The sequence below is a fragment of the Polaribacter sp. 2305UL8-11 genome, assembly GCF_058147165.1.
On the sequence record NZ_JBYVJW010000015.1, the window covers coordinates 32,549 to 51,669 of the forward strand.

12 protein-coding genes are annotated in these 19,121 nt (G+C 29.1%); 11 read left to right on the forward strand and 1 reads right to left on the reverse strand.

Annotated elements, in window-relative coordinates; translation table 11 throughout:
* Positions 1-91 precede the first annotated feature (91 nt).
* The 11 genes from ACY2RW_RS13480 to ACY2RW_RS13530 all read left to right on the forward strand — a co-directional run bounded on the left by ACY2RW_RS13480 (position 92) and on the right by ACY2RW_RS13530 (position 16,288).
* Positions 92-2,311, forward strand: coding sequence for an NADP-dependent isocitrate dehydrogenase (locus tag ACY2RW_RS13480; protein ID WP_490123257.1), 2,220 nt, complete (start codon positions 92-94; stop codon positions 2,309-2,311).
* Positions 2,312-2,397: 86 nt separating this feature from the next.
* A complete protein-coding gene (locus tag ACY2RW_RS13485) occupies positions 2,398-3,645 on the forward strand; it encodes an efflux RND transporter periplasmic adaptor subunit (protein WP_490123258.1) in 1,248 nt (415 codons plus the stop codon).
* An 8-nt stretch (positions 3,646-3,653) separates the two neighbouring features.
* Positions 3,654-5,024, forward strand: a complete 1,371-nt coding sequence (locus tag ACY2RW_RS13490; protein ID WP_490123259.1) for an ABC transporter permease — start codon at positions 3,654-3,656, stop codon at positions 5,022-5,024.
* A gap of 3 nt (positions 5,025-5,027) precedes the next feature.
* Positions 5,028-6,485: a TolC family protein gene (locus ACY2RW_RS13495; protein ID WP_490123260.1), complete on the forward strand. Its 1,458-nt coding sequence runs from the start codon at positions 5,028-5,030 to the stop codon at positions 6,483-6,485.
* A 77-nt stretch (positions 6,486-6,562) separates the two neighbouring features.
* Positions 6,563-8,941, forward strand: a complete 2,379-nt coding sequence (locus tag ACY2RW_RS13500; protein ID WP_490123261.1) for a TonB-dependent receptor — start codon at positions 6,563-6,565, stop codon at positions 8,939-8,941.
* 4 nt (positions 8,942-8,945) lie between these two features.
* Positions 8,946-9,776, forward strand: coding sequence for a DUF4249 family protein (locus tag ACY2RW_RS13505; RefSeq protein WP_490123262.1), 831 nt, complete (start codon positions 8,946-8,948; stop codon positions 9,774-9,776).
* A 102-nt stretch (positions 9,777-9,878) separates the two neighbouring features.
* Positions 9,879-10,691, forward strand: a complete 813-nt coding sequence (murQ, locus tag ACY2RW_RS13510) for an N-acetylmuramic acid 6-phosphate etherase (protein WP_490123263.1) — start codon at positions 9,879-9,881, stop codon at positions 10,689-10,691.
* Entirely contained in the window at positions 10,688-10,930 is a 243-nt protein-coding gene (locus ACY2RW_RS13515; protein WP_490123264.1) for a DUF6095 family protein, read from the forward strand. Before murQ ends, ACY2RW_RS13515 begins: the two co-directional genes overlap by 4 nt.
* Before the next feature lie 5 nt (positions 10,931-10,935).
* On the forward strand, positions 10,936-11,955 hold the full coding sequence (locus ACY2RW_RS13520) for a DUF6695 family protein (RefSeq protein ID WP_490123265.1): 1,020 nt from the start codon (positions 10,936-10,938) through the stop codon (positions 11,953-11,955).
* Between the two features lie 106 nt (positions 11,956-12,061).
* Complete coding sequence (locus ACY2RW_RS13525) at positions 12,062-14,971, forward strand: PEP/pyruvate-binding domain-containing protein (protein WP_490123266.1); 2,910 nt, start codon at positions 12,062-12,064, stop codon at positions 14,969-14,971.
* A 3-nt stretch (positions 14,972-14,974) separates the two neighbouring features.
* Positions 14,975-16,288 carry a serine hydrolase gene (locus tag ACY2RW_RS13530; protein WP_490123267.1) on the forward strand — a complete coding sequence of 438 codons (1,314 nt, stop codon included), beginning with the start codon at positions 14,975-14,977 and terminating at the stop codon, positions 16,286-16,288.
* Here ACY2RW_RS13530 and ACY2RW_RS13535 read toward each other — a convergent pair.
* Positions 16,285-19,113, reverse strand: coding sequence for an NTP/NDP exchange transporter (locus ACY2RW_RS13535; protein ID WP_490123268.1), 2,829 nt, complete (start codon positions 19,111-19,113; stop codon positions 16,285-16,287). The two genes, ACY2RW_RS13530 and ACY2RW_RS13535, sit on opposite strands and share 4 nt — an antisense overlap.
* Positions 19,114-19,121 lie beyond the last annotated feature (8 nt).

The following is a 19,121-nucleotide window of genomic DNA, read 5'->3' on the forward strand; positions in this document are numbered from 1 at the left end:
CTTTAATTCTTAAATTTGCTGGCTTTCATAAAACTAAATGTTGTTTTATGAATTTTTCACACAAAAGAATTACTTAAAAAAAAATAAAAAAATGAGTAAAACAGCTAAAATTGTATACACAAAAACAGACGAAGCTCCAGCTTTAGCAACAAGATCTTTTTTACCCATTGTAAAAGCTTTTACAAAAACTTCTAATATAGAAATTGAGGTGAAAGATATTTCTTTAGCTGCAAGAATTTTAGCTAATTTTTCTGATTTTTTAACTGAAGAACAAAAAGTTGAAGATGCCTTAGCTATTTTAGGTGATTTAGCTAAAAAACCAGAAGCAAATATTATAAAATTACCAAATATTAGTGCTTCTGTTTCTCAATTAACAGCTGCAATAGAAGAGTTGCAAGCATTGGGCTATGAAATTCCAGATTTTCCTGAAGATGCACAAACTGAGGAAGAAAAATCAATTTTAGCACGTTATAACAAAGTAAAAGGTTCTGCTGTAAACCCAGTTTTACGTGAAGGAAATTCAGACAGGAGAGCACCAAAAGCAATTAAGAATTATGCTCGTAAAAACCCACACTCTATGGGTGCTTGGACTGCAGATTCTAAAACACATGTTGCAACTATGAGTGCTGATGATTTTGCTCATAACGAAAAATCTGTAACAGTTTCTAAAGCTACATCTGTAACCATAAAACATATTGCTAATAATGGTTCTGAAACCATTTTAAAAGAATCAATTTCTTTGTTAGATGGAGAAATTATCGATGCAACTGTAATGAGTAAAAAAGCTTTAATTACCTTTTTAGAAGCTCAAGTAGCAGATGCAAAAAAACAAGATGTACTACTTTCTCTGCACATGAAAGGTACAATGATGAAAGTTTCTGATCCAATTATTTTTGGTCATGCTGTAAAGGTTTTTTACAAAGAATTATTCGAAAAACATGGAGAAACATTTGATAAAATTGGTGTAAACCCAAATGTTGGTTTTGCAAATGTGCTGAGTAACTTAGACGAGGTTTCTGAAGAAAAGAAAGCAGAAATTTTATTAGACATTGCAGATATTTATAAAAAAAGACCAGCTTTGGCTATGGTAAATTCTGACAAAGGAATCACCAATTTACATGTTACTTCAGACGTTATTATAGATGCTTCTATGCCAGCTATGATTAGAACTTCTGGAAAAATGTGGAATGCAAAAGGAGAATTACAAGATACAAAAGCAATTATTCCTGATAGTTCTTATGCAGGTATTTACGCAGCAACAATAGATTTCTGTAAAAAGAATGGCGCTTTTGATCCAACAACAATGGGTACAGTACCAAATGTTGGTTTAATGGCTCAAAAAGCAGAAGAATATGGTTCTCATGATAAAACTTTTGAAATTGCTAGTGCTGGAAAAGTTGTGGTGGTTGATGCCAATAATCATATATTAACAGAGCATATTGTAGAAGAAGGAGATATTTGGAGAATGTGCCAAACTAAAGATTTACCAATTCAAGATTGGGTAAAATTAGCAGTTACTAGAGCTAGAGCTTCTCAAACTCCTGCTGTTTTTTGGTTGGATGAGAATAGAGCTCACGATGCAGAAATCATCAAAAAAGTGAACACCTATTTACCAAATCACGATACTTCTGGTTTAGATATCAGAATATTATCGCCAATAAAAGCAACTGAATTTACTTTAGAGAGAATTGTAAAAGGAGAAGATACAATTTCTGTTTCTGGAAACGTTTTACGTGATTACTTAACAGATTTATTCCCAATTTTAGAGGTAGGTACTTCTGCAAAAATGTTATCTATTGTACCATTAATGAATGGTGGTGGTTTGTTTGAAACTGGTGCTGGAGGTTCTGCACCAAAACATGTACAACAATTTATAGAAGAAAACCATTTGCGTTGGGATTCTTTAGGAGAATTCTTAGCTTTAGCAGTTTCTTTAGAACATTTAGGTAATACAACAAACAATTCTAAAGCTTTAATTTTAGCAGAAACTCTAGATGATGCCACAGATAAATTTTTAGACAATGACAAATCTCCATCAAGAAAAGTAGGTGAGTTAGACAATAGAGGTGCTCATTTTTACTTGGCAATGTATTGGGCAGAAGGTTTGGCTAATCAAAATAAAGATGCAGATTTAAAAGCTCAATTCACAAAAATTGCTACAGATTTAAAGGCAAATGAAAATAAAATTGTTACAGAATTAAATGAAATTCAAGGAAATTCTGTAAATATAGGAGGTTATTATCAACCAAATGATATTTTAGCAAATGCTGCTATGAGACCAAACAATACTTTAAATACTATTTTAGGGTAATTTTTTCTCAAAACATTAACAAATTAGAGTGCTTTTTAGCACTCTTTTTTTATTAGATTTGGTTTTTAATAATCAATCCAAACCCGATGAATAAGAAAAAAATTGCTATTATTTCTGTAGCAACATTAATCGCTATCTACTTTATATACAGCTATTTTTCTCCATCTTCAGATGATAAAGTTTATCTCACATCAAAAGTAAAAAAAGGAGATTTTATTAGTGAAGTTATTACTTCTGGAGAAGCTCAATCTACAAGTCTAAAAAAAATAAATGGCCCAAGTAATTTAAGAAAATTTAGACTTAACAACATTAAAATTCAAGATTTAGTTGCAGAAGGTACCATTGTAAAAAAAGGAGATTATGTAGGTAGACTAGACCCAAGCAGTGTAAATGAACAAATTCTTGATGCACGTTTAAACCTAGAAACTGCACAATCTAAATATACCCAACAACAACTAGACACTACTTTATCTTTAAAACAAGAAAGAAATGCAATTAAAGATTTACGTTTTAGTATGGAAGAAACCAGACTAGAGCTTAAACAATCTATTTATGAACCTCCTGCAACTATTAAAAAGCTAGAAATTAATTTAGAAAAAGCAGAAAGAGGTTTAAAAGAGAAACTAGAAAACTATAAAATAAAAAAGAGGCAAGCCAATGCTAAAATGGTAGAAGTTGGCACACAAGTTTCTAAAATTAATAAAAAACTAAATGATCTTTTAAACTTATTAAAAGCTTTTACCATTTTTTCTGATGGAGATGGAATGATAACGTATGATAAAAACTGGGATGGAAGCAAGAAAAAAGTAGGTTCCAATATTAGTCCTTGGAATCCTACAATTGCAAGTTTGCCAGATTTAACCAAAATGGAATCTAAAACCTATGCCAACGAAGTAGACATTAGAAAGATAAAAAAAGGACTGCCTGTAAAAGTTGGTTTTGATGCTTTTCCTGATATAGAAATGGAAGGTGTAGTTACCAGTGTTGCCAATGTTGGTGAGAAAAAAAGAGGTTCTGATATAAAAGTTTTTCAAGTTTTAATTAAGTTAAATGGCTCTAATAACAACATTAGGCCTGGAATGACAACCTCTAACAAGATTCTTACTTTTGAAAGAAAAGATGTTTTAAGTGTCCCTCTAGAAGCAATATTTTCTAAAGATTCTATTACGTATGTTTATAAAAAATCTGGTTTTTCAATAATTAAAAATCAAGTAGAAATTGGTGATTCTAACAATGACGCTGTTATCATTACCAAAGGTTTAAATGAAAACGATGTCATTTATTTAAACAAACCAGAAGGCTATGAAAAAGAACAAATTGCAAAATTAAATTAGTTTTTCTTATGATAGACAAAATCTATATTGAAAAATTAAAGTCTAATTTTACAGAAGCTGTTCGTGTTATTTTAACAAATAAAGTAAGAACTTTACTAACTTCTTTAGGAATTATTTTTGGTGTAGCTGCAGTAATTACAATGTTAGCTATTGGTAATGGAGCAGAAAAAGAAATTTTAGCACAATTAGAATTAGTTGGTGTAAACAATATTGTTATTACTCCTATTCCAGATGAAAAAGAAAATGAAAACGAAGAAGAAGCTGATGAAGGAGGAATTACTGTAAAACGTTTTTCTAAAGGATTAGATATGTTGGATGTTAATAGCATTAAAAAAAACATACCCTCTGTAAAAACGGCAAGCCCAGAAATAATTTTAGAAACCTACGTAATTAAAAAAGGGAGACAAAGTCCCGTAAAATTAATTGGAGTTACTACAGATTATTTTGCAACTTCTAATATTGCTATAGAAAGTGGTAAAAACTTTTCTAAAGCACAATTAGAAAACTCACTTTCTGTTTGCATCATAGGAAAAAAAATTGAGAAAAAACTTTTTACTGGACAAAGTGCAATTGGCAAACAAATAAAAGTAAAAGATGTTTGGCTCCAAGTAATTGGTGTTATCGAAGAAAAATTCATCTCAGAAAATGCCCAAGAAAATTTAGGTATAAGAGATATGAATTGGGATGTTTACATACCTGTAAAAACTTTTTTAGTTCGTTACAAAGACCGTAAAATTATTAGTGATAAACCTATAGATACTGGAGGTGGAGTTGTTTTTATTAGTGGCAATCAACAAGGTCCCAAAAAGAAAATACCAAGAGGAAATTATCATCAAATAGACAAGTTAGTTGTGCAAGTAAATAAATCTTCAGAATTAAATGCAACTGCAGATGTACTAAGTAGAATGTTAAAAAGAAGACATAATGGAATGGTTGATTTTGAAATTTCTATTCCTATACAACTACTTAAACAACAACAAAAAACCAAACAGATTTTTAATATTGTACTAAGTATTATTGCTGGAATTTCTTTACTTATTGGTGGTATTGGAATTATGAATATTATGCTAGCTTCTGTCTTAGAACGTACAAAAGAAATCGGAATTATTAGAGCCATAGGTGCTACACAAGAAGATGTAATTCTTCAGTTTTTAACAGAATCTGTTTTAGTTAGTATTGGTGGTGGAATTATAGGAATTTTCCTAGGTATTTTTGCCTCCTATATTTTAGAAATTACCACAGGTATTGAAACTATTTTATCATTAAGCTCCATTTTACTTTCGTTCTTTGTAGCTACCTTAATTGGTTTAATTTTTGGAATTGCTCCTGCAAGATCTGCTGCAAGTAAAAGCCCTATTGAAGCCATTAGACACGAATAAGCCATGAAAAAAACAATATTATTATTTTTCTTTTTACTATCAGTATCTATCTATAGTCAAAGACAAATTACATTAAATGAGGCAATTTCAATTGCTCAAAAAAATTCTCCAGATTACAAAACACTTTTAAATCAAAATCAAGCTAGTTATTGGAGGTTTAGAAATTATCAAGCAAGTTTTTTACCTCAATTGCGTTTAGATGCAACTTTACCACAATATAGAAACTCTGTAAATAGGATTACTTTAGATGATGGTTCTGACGATTTCAGAAGATCTAATCAAATTCGTTTTGACGGTACTTTATCCGTAAATCAAAATATAGCATTAACAGGTGGTACTTTTTCAATAAGTTCTCAATTAGAAAGAGTAGATCGTTTTGAGCCTAATAAATCTACAGGTTTTTCTGTAATACCATTTTCTATCAATTACAGGCAAAATTCTCTTTTTTACAATCAATTTAAATGGGATAAAAAAATTGAACCATTATTATATGAAGAGGCTAAAAGAGAATTTATAGAAAATATGGAACAGATTTCTCTAAATACTGCTAGAAGATATTTTGCTTTGTTAAAAGCTCAGGTTCAATCAAGAATTGCCAAGTCTAATTTATCTAACCAAGACACACTCTATCAAATCTCTAAAGGAAGATTTAAGATGGGAAAAATAGCCGAAAACGATTTGTTACAAATAGAACTTTCTGTCTTAAATTCTAAAAATGGTGTTACTACAAACGAAATAAATTTTAAAAGGTCTTCGCAAAATTTATCTAGATACTTGTCTTTAAACACAGAAGATATTCTTTTAAGTGTTCCTAAAGAATTGTCTTTATTCTCTGTAACTGTAAAAAAAGCATTAGAAGAAGCCAAAGCCAATAGAAAAGCAGTGATAGAATTTAGAAGAAAACGTTTACAAGCACAGCAGGATGTTGCAGAAGTTAAAGGAAACAACAGATTGCAGATGAGTTTAAGAGCCAACTTTGGTATATCTCAACAAGGTGCAGTATTTAATGATTTGTTTCAAAACTATAATCAGCAACAAAATGTAACTTTATCTTTAGGAATTCCTATTTTAGACTGGGGAGTTTCTAAATCTAGAAGAAAATTAGTTGAAGCAAATAAAGATTTGGTAAACACCAACATAGAACAGGATGAACAAGAGTTTGAGCAAGAAATTTATCTGCATGTTTTAAATTGGCAAAACCAGCGTAATTTTTTAGAAACTGCAAAAAAAGCACAAGAAATTTCTATTAAAAGATATGAAATCACAAAAAAAAGATTTGTTTTGGGTAAAATTACTATCACAGATTTAAACATCGCTTTGCAAGAAAAAGACAGATCTGTGTTACAATATTTAAATTCTTTAGAAAAATTCTGGGTAGATTACTACACACTTAGACGTTTAACACTTTATGATTTTATAGAAAACAAAAAAATAGAAGTAGAAGACATTATATATAATTAAAAGTCTTTTTTTAACTTTTTCTTATAGTTTAGAATTGTATTTTTGTTTACAATAAAATTAAAATCATTAAACAAAAAATGATGTTACACAAAAAGTTGTTATTGCTGTTCCTCTTTCTTTCTACAACTATCTTTAGTCAAGAAAAAGTAACCATAAGTGGTACTGTTTACGATAATAGCAATAATGAAACTCTTATTGGAGTTTCTATCTATTTTCCTGAATTAAATTCTGGAACAACTACTAATGAATACGGTTTTTACTCTGTAACCATACCAAAAGGTACTTATAAAGTTCAAGTTAGCTATTTGGGTTTTACAACACTTCTAGAAACTATAGAATTAACTAAAAAACTCACAAAAAACTTTAAGCTAAAAGAAGAAACAGAAAGCTTAGATGAAATTATTATAGAAAGTAATATCGAAAATTTAAATTTGAGAACCCCTCAAATGAGTGTAAACAAACTAACCTCAGCAACTATAAAGCAGATTCCTGTGGTTTTAGGTGAAGCAGATATTATTAAATCTCTTATATTATTACCTGGTGTTACTAGTGCTGGTGAAGGTGCTTCTGGATTTAATGTTAGAGGTGGTGCAGCAGATCAAAATTTAATATTATTAGATGAAGCAATTGTTTTTAACTCATCACATGTATTTGGATTTTTTTCCGTTTTTAATCCAGATGTAATTAAAGATGTTCGTTTATATAAAGGTGGAATTCCTGCAAAATACGGAGGAAGATTGTCATCAGTTTTAGATATTTATCAAAAAGAAGGAAACAGTAAAGAGTTTAAACTAACTGGAGGTATTGGTTTAGTTTCTAGCAGATTATTAGCAGAAGGCCCAATAGAAAAAGAGAAAAGTTCTTTTTTAATAGGTGGTAGAGCTTCTTATGCACATTTATTTTTGCCCTTGTTTGATAATGATAACAAAGCCTATTTTTATGATTTAAATAGTAAAATTAATTATCGTTTAAATGATAGAAACAACCTTTTCTTATCCACTTATTTTGGTAAAGATGTATTTGGTATAAACGATAGTTTTGTAAATACCTATGGAAATTCGGTTGTAAACCTTCGTTGGAATCACCTGTTTTCTGATAAATTATTTTCTAATTTATCCTTAATCTACTCTGATTATTTTTACGGATTAACACTTGATTTTGTTGGTTTTGAATGGGATTCTGGAATCACAAATTTCAATCTAAAATATGATTTTAAACATTACATCAACAATAAATTCAAATTAAGCTATGGTATAAATAATATCTACATAAAATTTAATCCTGGAAAAATTATTCCAAATAGAGACGATTCTGGTATTGTTGCAGAAAAATTGATAGATAAATATGCCAACGAATTTGCTGCTTACATAGATGCAGAGCATAAAATTAGCGATAAACTGCGTTTGCAATATGGAGTTCGTTTTAGCAATTTTACAAGATTAGGTCAAGATGAGTTAAACACCTATCAAAATAACCAAGCCGTAATTTACGATAGCGAATTTAAAAAATACAAATCTGCAGTAGCTACAGGTACAGAATCTTTTAAAAGAAGTGATGTTATTGCAAGTTTTAACAACTTAGAACCACGTCTTTCTATGTCCTATATTTTAAATGATAATACTTCTTTTAAAGCAAGTTACAATAGGATGGCTCAGTATCTTCACTTACTTTCTAATACTGCCTCTCCTACTCCATTAGATGTTTGGACTCCTAGTGGAAAATATATCAAACCTCAGCTTTTAGACCAATTTGCAGTGGGTTATTTTAAATCTATAAAAGATAGCGATTATACTCTAGAAACAGAGTTTTTTTATAAAGACATTCAAAATAGAATAGACTATATAAATGGAGCCAATTTAATTGCTAACAATGAAATAGAAACCGTAATTTTAAATGGTAAAGCCAGAGCTTATGGTTTAGAGGTTTTATTTAAAAAAAATGAAGGCAAATTAAAAGGTTGGTTAGCATATACACTATCTAGATCTGAGCAATTAACAGCTGGAAGAAATGCTAGTGAAGCTGGAATTAATCAAGGAAATTGGTACAGCACTCCTTTTGATAAAACACATGATTTTTCTATAAATGCAAGTTATGAGTTAAACGAAAAATGGAAATTCAACTCTAATTTTGTTTTTCAAACTGGGCAACCCACCAATTATCCTGTTGGACAATATGAAGTGCAAGGCTTAAATGTTCCTATTTATGATGATAATAGAAGGAATGCAGACAGATTACCTGCCTATCACAGATTAGATCTTTCTGCAACCTTAACTCCAAGAAAAAACAAAAACAGAAAATGGCAAGGAGAATGGGTTTTTGGTATTTATAATGTGTATGGACGCCAAAATGCGGCTTCCATCAATTTTTTACAGAACAGAGAAACAATGAGAAATGAAGCAGTACAAACATCTATCTTTGGTTTAGTGCCTTCTGTAACTTACAATTTCAAATTTTAATTCGATGAAAAAGATATACATACTTCCTATTTTAATCTGTTTCTTTTTTGCAAATTGTGAAAAAGTAATTGATGTTAATGTACCTTCTACAGAGCCAAAACTTATTATTGATGCTGCTTTTGAAGTATATTTTAATCAAAATCCTGTAGTTGCAAATACAGTTGTTAAACTTAGAAAATCTGCAGATTATTTTAATGAAACTATTCCTGCAGTTACCAATGCAACCGTTTTTATCACAGATTTATCTGATAATTCTATCATAAATTTTAATGATTTTTTAGGCAATGGAAATTACACTCCAGTAAGTTCTTTTTTACCAAAAGATAATACAGAATACGAATTAACTGTTGTATATGAAAACCAGACCTATAAAGGAAAAGCAAAAAGGATAAAATCTGAGCCATTAACAAAAGTATCTCAAGGAGATAAAACATTGTTTTCTGGTAAAGAAACTGAATTAATAGTAGAGTTTCCTGATGATGGAACTAGAGAAGATTTTTATATTTTCGATTTTACAAATACTCTATATTTAGCTATAGAAGATCGTTTTTTTAATGGCTCTAACTATAATTTTTCATTTTTTTATCAAGAAGATGAAATAGAACTGCCAACAACTGTTACTATAAAAATGTCTGGAATATCTAAAGAATACTATACTTATTTTAGAGTTTTAATAGATCAAAGTGGTCAAAATGCAGGTGGACCTTTTCAAACAGTTCCTTCATCTTTATTAGGTAATATGATAAACACTTCTAAAGAAGAAAATTTTCCTTTAGGTTATTTTCATATTTCTGAAACAAGCACATACAATGTAAAGCTTGTAGAAAAAAATTAGCAAAAAAAATTTTATAAAATCCATTTAATAAAAAACTCATTAACATCCACAAGGTTTTTTAAAACCTTGAAAAAGAATACAAAAAAACAGTATTTTTGAACGATGGATTTTACAAAAACTACAGAACAAGATTCGAATTACAATCATCTAGAAAAGATGAGTGTTATAGAACTTTTAACCAACATTAATAAAGAAGACAAAACTGTGGCTTTAGCTGTAGAAAAAGCTTTACCACAAATAGAAAAAATTACAAATCAAGTAATTTTAAATTTTAAAAAAGGCGGTCGTCTTTTTTATATAGGTGCAGGCACTTCTGGTAGATTAGGTATTTTAGATGCATCTGAATGCCCTCCAACTTTTGGAGTTCCTCATGAATTAGTTGTTGGTTTAATTGCAGGTGGAGACGTTGCTATTAGAAAAGCTGTAGAATTTGCAGAAGATTCTACCAAACAAGGTTGGTTAGATTTACAAGCATATAAAATAGACAAGAATGATGTAGTTATTGGTATTGCTGCTTCTGGCACAACACCTTATGTTATTGCTGCTTTAGAAAAATGCAATGAAAACAATATTATAACTGGTTGTATTACCTGCAATAAAAATAGTCCTTTAGCAAAAGTTTCTCAGTTTCCTATAGAAGTAGTTGTAGGGCCAGAATTTGTTACTGGTAGCTCTAGAATGAAAGCAGGAACTGCTCAAAAATTAGTATTAAATATGATTTCTACTACTACCATGATTCAACTTGGCAAAGTAAAAGGCAACAAAATGGTAGATATGCAATTGTCTAATAATAAATTAGTAGAAAGAGGTCAAAAAATGTTAGCAAAAGAATTAAATATCGACCAAAAATTAGCAAATGAATTGCTACAAAAATTTGGGAGTGTAAGAAATGCTATAAAAAATCATAAAAAATGAGCACAAATTTAAATTTATTAGGAAAAGGTTTAAAATATTTAGGGTTTTTAATTTTACTTTTTATTGCATCTCCAATTGCACTAACTATGGGCTTTAAAGCCTTAAAAAAATTTGATAATACTTCTAATGAATTTTTATCTTATATAATTTTAGTGTTTGCAGCTTTGCTGATGATTTTTACCATTTTTTTCGCATTTAAAACCTTTAAAATAGTATTAAAAGCACTCTTCAACAATTAAAAAGAATGCAAAATTCTGACGGAATTATCATCATCCTTTCTTATCCAGATACTATTGTAAGACCTGCATATTGGGAACGCTCTAGTAAAATTTGGCCTTTACTTGGTATTGGTGGTAAGCATGCTGTACAAGCTGGTCATGCTGCATTATTATTGATAAAAAAAGGAACACCAGAAATTAATTATTTCGATTTTGGAAGGTATATTACCAGTTATGGCAATGGACGTGTACGCTCTAAAGAAACCGACCCAGAATTGGTTATTCCTATTAGTGCTAAGTTTTGCAATGATGCGCTTAGTAACGTAGAGGAAATTTTATTATGGTTAGATAAAAATCCAGAAAAAACTCATGGAGATGGTAGATTGGTTGCTACAATCAACACGCAAGTTAATTATGCAAAAGCATCCTATTTTATAAGTACTTTAATAAATTTAAGAGAAATTCCTTACGGAGCTTTTATAAAAAAAGGAACTAATTGTGCACGTTTTGTAACAGATGTAATTATAGCATCAACAACAAATAAAAAAATAAAATCTCATTTAAAAAACTCTAACTTATTTACACCAAGTCCTATTGGTAACGTAATAAAAGGCACATCAACCAATAAAATTTACAACATAGAAAATCAAAAAGTATCATTTTATAAAAACAGATCTATTCTTAAAGAATACAAAGAATCTTTTTTAAACAGGTTTGATAACGAACCCAATTTAATAGGCACAGAGTTGCCAAATACAACACTTTTTGAATTAAAAGATGGCACTTGGCTTGGTGGAATTGGAAGTGGTGCTTGGTTTAAAATGGAAAAACACATAAAAAATAACATTTATAAAGTTACAAGATTTACTGCTACAGGAATCAAAGATTTTGAAGGTTTATTTATTAATTCTAATAAAGATTTTAATTACAACCAACCTTATCATATTACCTACCCAACAACTTGTAAAGAAATACATCTTGTACAAAACTCTAAAACCTTTTGTTTAAATAGAGTAGAGAAAATTTCTCAAAAATCTACAAAATAAAAAGTTTTTGACTCATTTCATTTTTTTGTTAATTGTAATAAATCTATAATTTTACAATAACCAATAAATAGTATAGCTTTACAAAACAATCAAACAAAACACAACTATGTACAAAAAAATACTATTTATTTATTTACTTCTTTTATTTATGGCTTGTTATACTTTTTCTCAAGAAAAGTCTAATTTAGAGATAAAAAATTTAGTTGAAAGTTATAAAAAAGATAGAAGAGGTCCTTATTACAGAATTAAATGGTTTTGTAAAGATGGTAGTATTAGAGACCCCAAAGACCCTTGTCCAGATTCTATTGGAGGAGGTATACAACATGCAAGCTTTAAAAAATCTGCACTAAATTTAAGAAAAACAAATCACCTTTTTTTTGGAGAAATTTTAGCAGCTGTAAATAAAAATGATTTTTTAGATAGAGCACATAATTTTAGCAGATTAAAACAATACCAAATAGGACAGTATTTGGCAGGTGTAGATGATGGTTGGGTGCTAAAAAGAGGTCAGTTTTACAGAGGTTCTGTACAATCTGAAGATGAAGAAGCCTGGGGAAAAAGTTTTTTTGAAACAATTTTAAAAGATGACGATTTTTTAGAGGCTAATTATTATTTAATTAGACAATCTCTTAAAGATATTCCTCATAATGGAGATAGCAACATTGCTCAAGCTATGAGAAATGAGTCTAAAATATTGGCTGAGAAAATTCCTGATTTTATGGATTTGAGAATTAAAATTCATGGTAATCCTCAAAAATCAGATATATATTTAGTACAAAACTATATAAAGAAAAATGCATCTAAAATAAATAAATCAGAAAAAAAGCTTTTTGATAAACTTTTAAAAACAATGGACGCTTTTTACGCTCCATTAGATTATAAAACAATTGCTAAAGATATTTCAAAAATTAAGGATGATCGTAATTTATTAGAGCAGCTTAAGTACTTTGTAAATAAAGATAAATCTGACTTATCACCAAAAGATATTGCCATTAATATAACCGATAATTTAGAGTTTTTAAGAAAAAACATCACACAATTTAAAAACAGTAAAGATCGGTTACAGTTACTCGATTTAACCAATCAATTTGAAAAAATATTATTAATAGAAACACAAAATTGGAACACAGAAACATTGCAAGAAACCATCTTAAAAGCAGAAACTCTTGCTTGTGCTTCTTACGCAACTGGCTTAGTAGAAACTTGGGAATATGATATTGTAAGACCTATATTTTCTAACACATTAGCACAAGAAAAAACAACTTTAGGAGAATTAAATGCCTTAGTTGCAAATGCTAGAAGAATTGTAGAATGGAGTACTTCTTTAGTAAAGGCAAATTATCAAGAAGATGTAAATACGTATGCTGCTTTTGAACCCTTGGCTTATAGTTTTATAGATGATAGAATCAGAAATTCTATTACACTAAATTTAGGTGAAACAGTAAGTAAATTAAGTACCTATGCTGCTAAAACATCAAACATAAATAACAATGTAATGAGCATTCAAAACCAAGGTGCAATAAGAGGATTAAATCCTGGCTATGCCTTTGGTAAATTAATAGTTGTTGATGGGAATCCTGAAGAAGTAGAAGTAAACACAAACAACATTTATATCTTTCAAAAGCCACCATCAGATTTAAAACCTGTTGCAGGAATTATGACTGTTTCTGAAGGGAATTTAGTTTCTCATGTACAACTTTTAGCAAGAAACTTAGGAATACCTAATGCTGCTTTGTCCAATGAAAACTTAAAATCTCTTGAGAAATACAACAATCAAAATGTATTTTATGCTGTTTCTAGTAAAGGTAATGTCATTTTAAAATCAGAAAAAGACATGTCTGATGAAGAGCGTGCTTTGTTTAATAAAAAAGAGAGTACTAAAAATATGATAAAGGTTCCTACAGATCAATTAAAATTAGATGTGTCTAAGATTATTAATATGAGAGATGTAAAAGCTACAGATTCTGGTATTTTATGTGGCCCTAAAGCAGCAAATTTAGGAGAACTTAAAAACTTATTTCCAGAACAAGTGGTAGAAGGATTAATTATTCCTTTCGGAATTTTTAAATCTCACATGAACATGCAAATGCCAAATGAAGGAAAAACCTATTGGCAATATTTAAATGACACTTTTAAAAATGCAGATTCGAAAAAAAAGAATGGCGTTTCTGAAGAAAAAATAGAAAAATATTTACTTAAATCTTTACATAAACTGCATACATCAATTTTAAACATCAACTTAGATGATGCCTTTGTAAAAGATTTAAAAAGTAGTTTTTCATCAATATTTGGTGGAGAAATAGGTAGTGTTCCTGTTTTTTTAAGGAGTGATACCAATATGGAAGATTTAAAGGAATTTACAGGTGCAGGATTAAACTTAACACTTTTTAATATTTTAAAAGAAGAAAAAATAATTCAAGGAATTAAACAAGTATGGGCATCTGCTTATACAGAAAGAAGCTTTAAATGGAGGCAGAAGTATTTATTGAATCCAGAAAATGTGTATCCATCTATTTTAATCATACCAAGCGTAGATGTAGATTATTCTGGAGTAATGATTACAAAAGGAATTAACCAAGGTACAGAAAACGATTTAACAGTTGCTTTTAGTAGAGGTGCTGGAGGTGCTGTAGATGGACAATCTGCAGAAACAAGGTTAATTACAAAAAACTCTAGTTTTTTATTAAGTCCAGCAAGACAACCAGATTACATTAGATTACCTGCAACTGGTAGTACAAAAAAGTACTATACAACTTTTAACAAGCCAATTCTAAACAATCAAAATGTTTCGGATATCAGAGAGTTAGCCTCTGCAATTAGAAAGAAAATTGGTAATGATCATGCTGAAAAAAACCAAGCTTACGATGTAGAATTTGGTTTTAAAAATAATAAATTGTGGTTATTTCAAATAAGACCTTTTGTAGAAAACAAACAAGCAAAAAGTTCTGACTACTTAAACTCAATTACCCCAAAAGTAAAAATTAGTACAAGAATAGATTTATCAGAAAAAATATAAAATATGAAAAGTAAATACGTAGTAATAGTAGTGCTTATAATTGCCTCTTTTGGTTTTATGGAGTATCCAATAGATGGTTATGAATATTCAGGCATAAAACGTTTGTATCAAATTAGAAAATTTCAGTTAGACAGTGTTCGCTATCGAAGAATTCCTCCAGGAGCTTATAAAAAATGGAGTGATATAAAACTAAACCTCTTAAATAAAACTACAGATAGTGTAAATGATTTACTCATTTCTGACCCAGAATTTGAAAGAAAAATAAAACGTATAACTCCAAAAGGCAGGTACTCTTTAGCTGTAATGGATATGAGTAATCCAGATAATTTAAGATACGCAGCACATAGAGAAAATGCAGGATATCAACCAGGAAGTGTAGGTAAAATAGCTGTTTTATTAGCAGTTTTTGACCAATTAAGTAAACTATGTCCAGATTCTTTTGAGGACAGAATTGGCTATTTAAAAAACATAAAAGTTACAAGTAGATATTGGGGCTTAGGAGACCATCATACCATACCAATTTATGACATAGAAAAAAATAGGCTAACCAAAAGAAGAGTAATTGCAAGTGATGAGTTTTCTTTATTTGAATGGTTAGATCACATGGTTTCTGTAAGTAATAATGGGGCTGCAAGCATTATGTATAGAGAAGCAATGTTAATGGCAGCTTTTGGACAAGAATATTTTTTCTTAGATGCCGAAAAAGCAGAGAATTATTTTAAAGAAACTCCAAGAGATTCTCTTACAAACTTAGCAAATACAGTTGTAAATAAACCTTTAAGAGATTTAGGAATTACAGAAGACGAGTGGAGATTAGGAGGGTTATTTACAAGACCTCCAGGAAAATACGTTGGAAGAAAAGGAGGCAGTATTGGAAGTCCAAAAGGTTTGATGAAATTTTTAGTAAAATTAGAGCAAGGAAAGGTGGTAGACAAAGCTTCTAGTTTAGAAATGAAACGACTTTTATACCTTACAGATAGGAGAATTAGATATGCAAAATCAAGAAGATTAGACAGTGCTGCTGTGTATTTTAAATCAGGTAGTTATTATAAATGCGATCGAGAAAAAGACCCAAATTGCTCAAGTTATGCAGGTAATGTGTTCAATTATATGAACTCTGTTATTATTGTAGAACATAACAATGGTGTAAAATACATTGTTTGTTTAATGAGTAATGTTCTAAATAAAAATTCTGCAGGTGCTCACATGTATTTAGCTAGTAAAATTGATGATATTATAAACGTAGAAAGTAATATTATTAAAACTAAAATTAAAGAAGAAGATTACAAAGATGATGATGATGAGCAGGATAACTAATCTCTGTTTGTAATGATTGAGTGATACGTTTCTGTTGCAATTTTATAAACATTGTTGTTTTTAAATTTTTTTAATGGCAATAATAAAGAAGTTAAATTCTTGTTTTTAGATACCTGCAAATATCTAAGAGCAAGAATTTTTATATCTGCACTACCCATTCTTACAATTCTTTGCAATGATTTTTTTTCTGATAATAAATTTAAATCTATGCTAGGAGACTGGATATACTTTTTATCTGAAACATAATGCTCTATAATTGGCAGCACCATTGTTTTAATTTTTTTCTGTAAAATATTATCTAAAAATTCTAAAGAGTTTATTCTTGCTTCTTTAATTTCGCTTTTGATTCCTGCAAAAGTCATGGTAATATCTTCTTCATTATAAAGCAATGGCAAAAGGTTAAAAATATATTTTAAATTTTGATCAAGTAGTTTTTCTAAAGCAATAATTATATTTTTTCGCGCTTTATAAAGCGCTTGATTGTCCTTTAATTTTGTGTTTTCTAAATCTAAATTTATTTGGTGTTGCAATGAAAAAATAATTTCTATGGTATTTTTATAATAACTACTTTCTCTTAAAATTTGATTTTTAACAAACCTCCTACTTATTTGTAAATTTTGGTTTTTCTTTACTAGCTTTGTTAAAGAAATAGAAGCATTAACCCTTGTTATAGTATTTTTACTTCTTAGCAACCTGCTTAAAATTTTTACAGCTTTCTCATTATTAAAAGATTTAATTACTTTAGGAATATGTCTTTTAATTTTGGGAGGTAATTCATCCTTTTTATCAATATTTATAAGAATGTCTATAATTTTAGTTCCGTAATTGGTTAGTGCTTTTATAGCATCTTTTCTATGTTTTTTTTGAGCTAATAACCCTAACAAATCGTAAATAAAAACCTCATCAGAAGCTATACCTGCAGCAATCGTAGCAAATTTTACAATATATGCATTATCACTTTTAAGATACATATTTATGTATTTGTAATAAGGTTTTAAATTTGCAAAAGCAATACTCATTAACAAACCTGCTAAAACCTCTTCTCTTGCTTTTGAATTTTTAGAGGTTAACAAAGACATTTTACGCTCTAACCTATTTTCTAAATCATATTTTAAACTTAAGTTAGCATTGTTTGCACTGTGTTTTGCTAAAGACAGCAATGCTCCATTTGCAATATACTCGTTAGTGTGATCTAAATAAGTATTAAAAAAGGATTCGTCTGTAATTGGCGAATTTGCAATGATGTAGTCTAAAACAATATAAACCAACACATCATCTTTTACATTGACTAACTTTTTTACCTTATCTAAAATATTAATATTCTCAAAAGTGTCTAAGCACTCAATAGCTTGTGCTTTTATTTTGTTTGAAGGATGATCTAAAAGTGCAATAATCTCTTTATTAAAAGTAGCTTGTTTATAATCTTTTAAACGATCTAGTAAATTTAGTATTGATGATTCATCACCTGTTTTTAATACATTTTTAATTTCAGAAATTGTGTTTTCTTTTTTTCTGTTTTCGTTTTTAGTTTCATCAAAATTTACAAATTTTTGAATATTTGTTTTAAAAGATGTAAAGTAAGCTTCTCTTAAACGATAAATAAACAAAATCCAAACAAACGTAAAAAACAGAATAATAACAGTAATATAGGTAGTATCTAAATTTAACTTTCTAATTAAGAAGATTAATAAAAAACCTGCAAAACCTGTTGCAATACTATCTACAACTACATCTATATAAGATTTAGCTTGGTTTTTTATAACCATAGGAATTGGCATAACAGACAATTCTAATGCAGCTTTATTAAGAGATTGTTTTGCACTACCATCTATACCTTTAATTAAAACCAATACCCATAACTCTGGAAACGTTAAAAATAACAAACTACCAAATGCTATTGCTAAGGGTAAAATTAACAAAGTAGAAGAAACACCAATTTTAGTTAAAATTCTATTTGTTAAAAACAGTTGAATAACTAAAGCAACAACATTAAATGTAGAAAACCAAAAACCGAAGAAAGCTGCTAAATCATCTGAATTTGGTATGGCTTTATTGGCAAAATCACTAAACTGGAAATCTACTAATTTTGCTACAATAACTGCTACACCAGTTATAAGAGCTATGTAAGTTAAGTGTTTTGATTTTGAAATTAATCGTAAAGAAGAGTTTTCTATAACATCTTGGTTGGAAATTACCTGTTTTCTTTTAAAAGAATTTAAATATTGTATTCTTTCATCATATACTTTTTTTAATATGGGAATACAAATTAACATCAATAAAGATGCTAAAAATATAGCATATTCGTTTCCAAAATTTTTGGCAATGATGCTGGTTAAATATCCACCAAAAATACCCCCAGCAATTGCTCCTGCTCCTATAAAACCAAAGTTTCTTTTTGCTTCTCTTGCATTAAATACCATGTTTGCAAAAAGCCAAAATTGCGAGGTTGCTAAAACTGCGAATAAAGATATAAACACATAATAAAAATACAGAACCCAGCTACTTACCAAAGAGAATTTTAATACAATACTTAGTACTAAAAAACTAAAACTAAAAGTAAATAAAGAGATTACTGTAATTTTTACCAAAGAAAAATTTCTAATAGCTCTGTTGTAAAAATAAGAACTTAACACTGCAATACCTGCAACCATTAAATAACCAAATGGTAATTTATCTGCACCAAGTTTAGAAACAAAAAGTGCATTTACAGTTGGTTTTACAATAAGTAAAACTGTAATTACTATAAAAATATATAAAAGCATTAAAAAAGAGATGCGTATTTCATCATCTCTTAATCCAAAAGTTTTTGCTATTATCTTTTTCAATTTTGTGC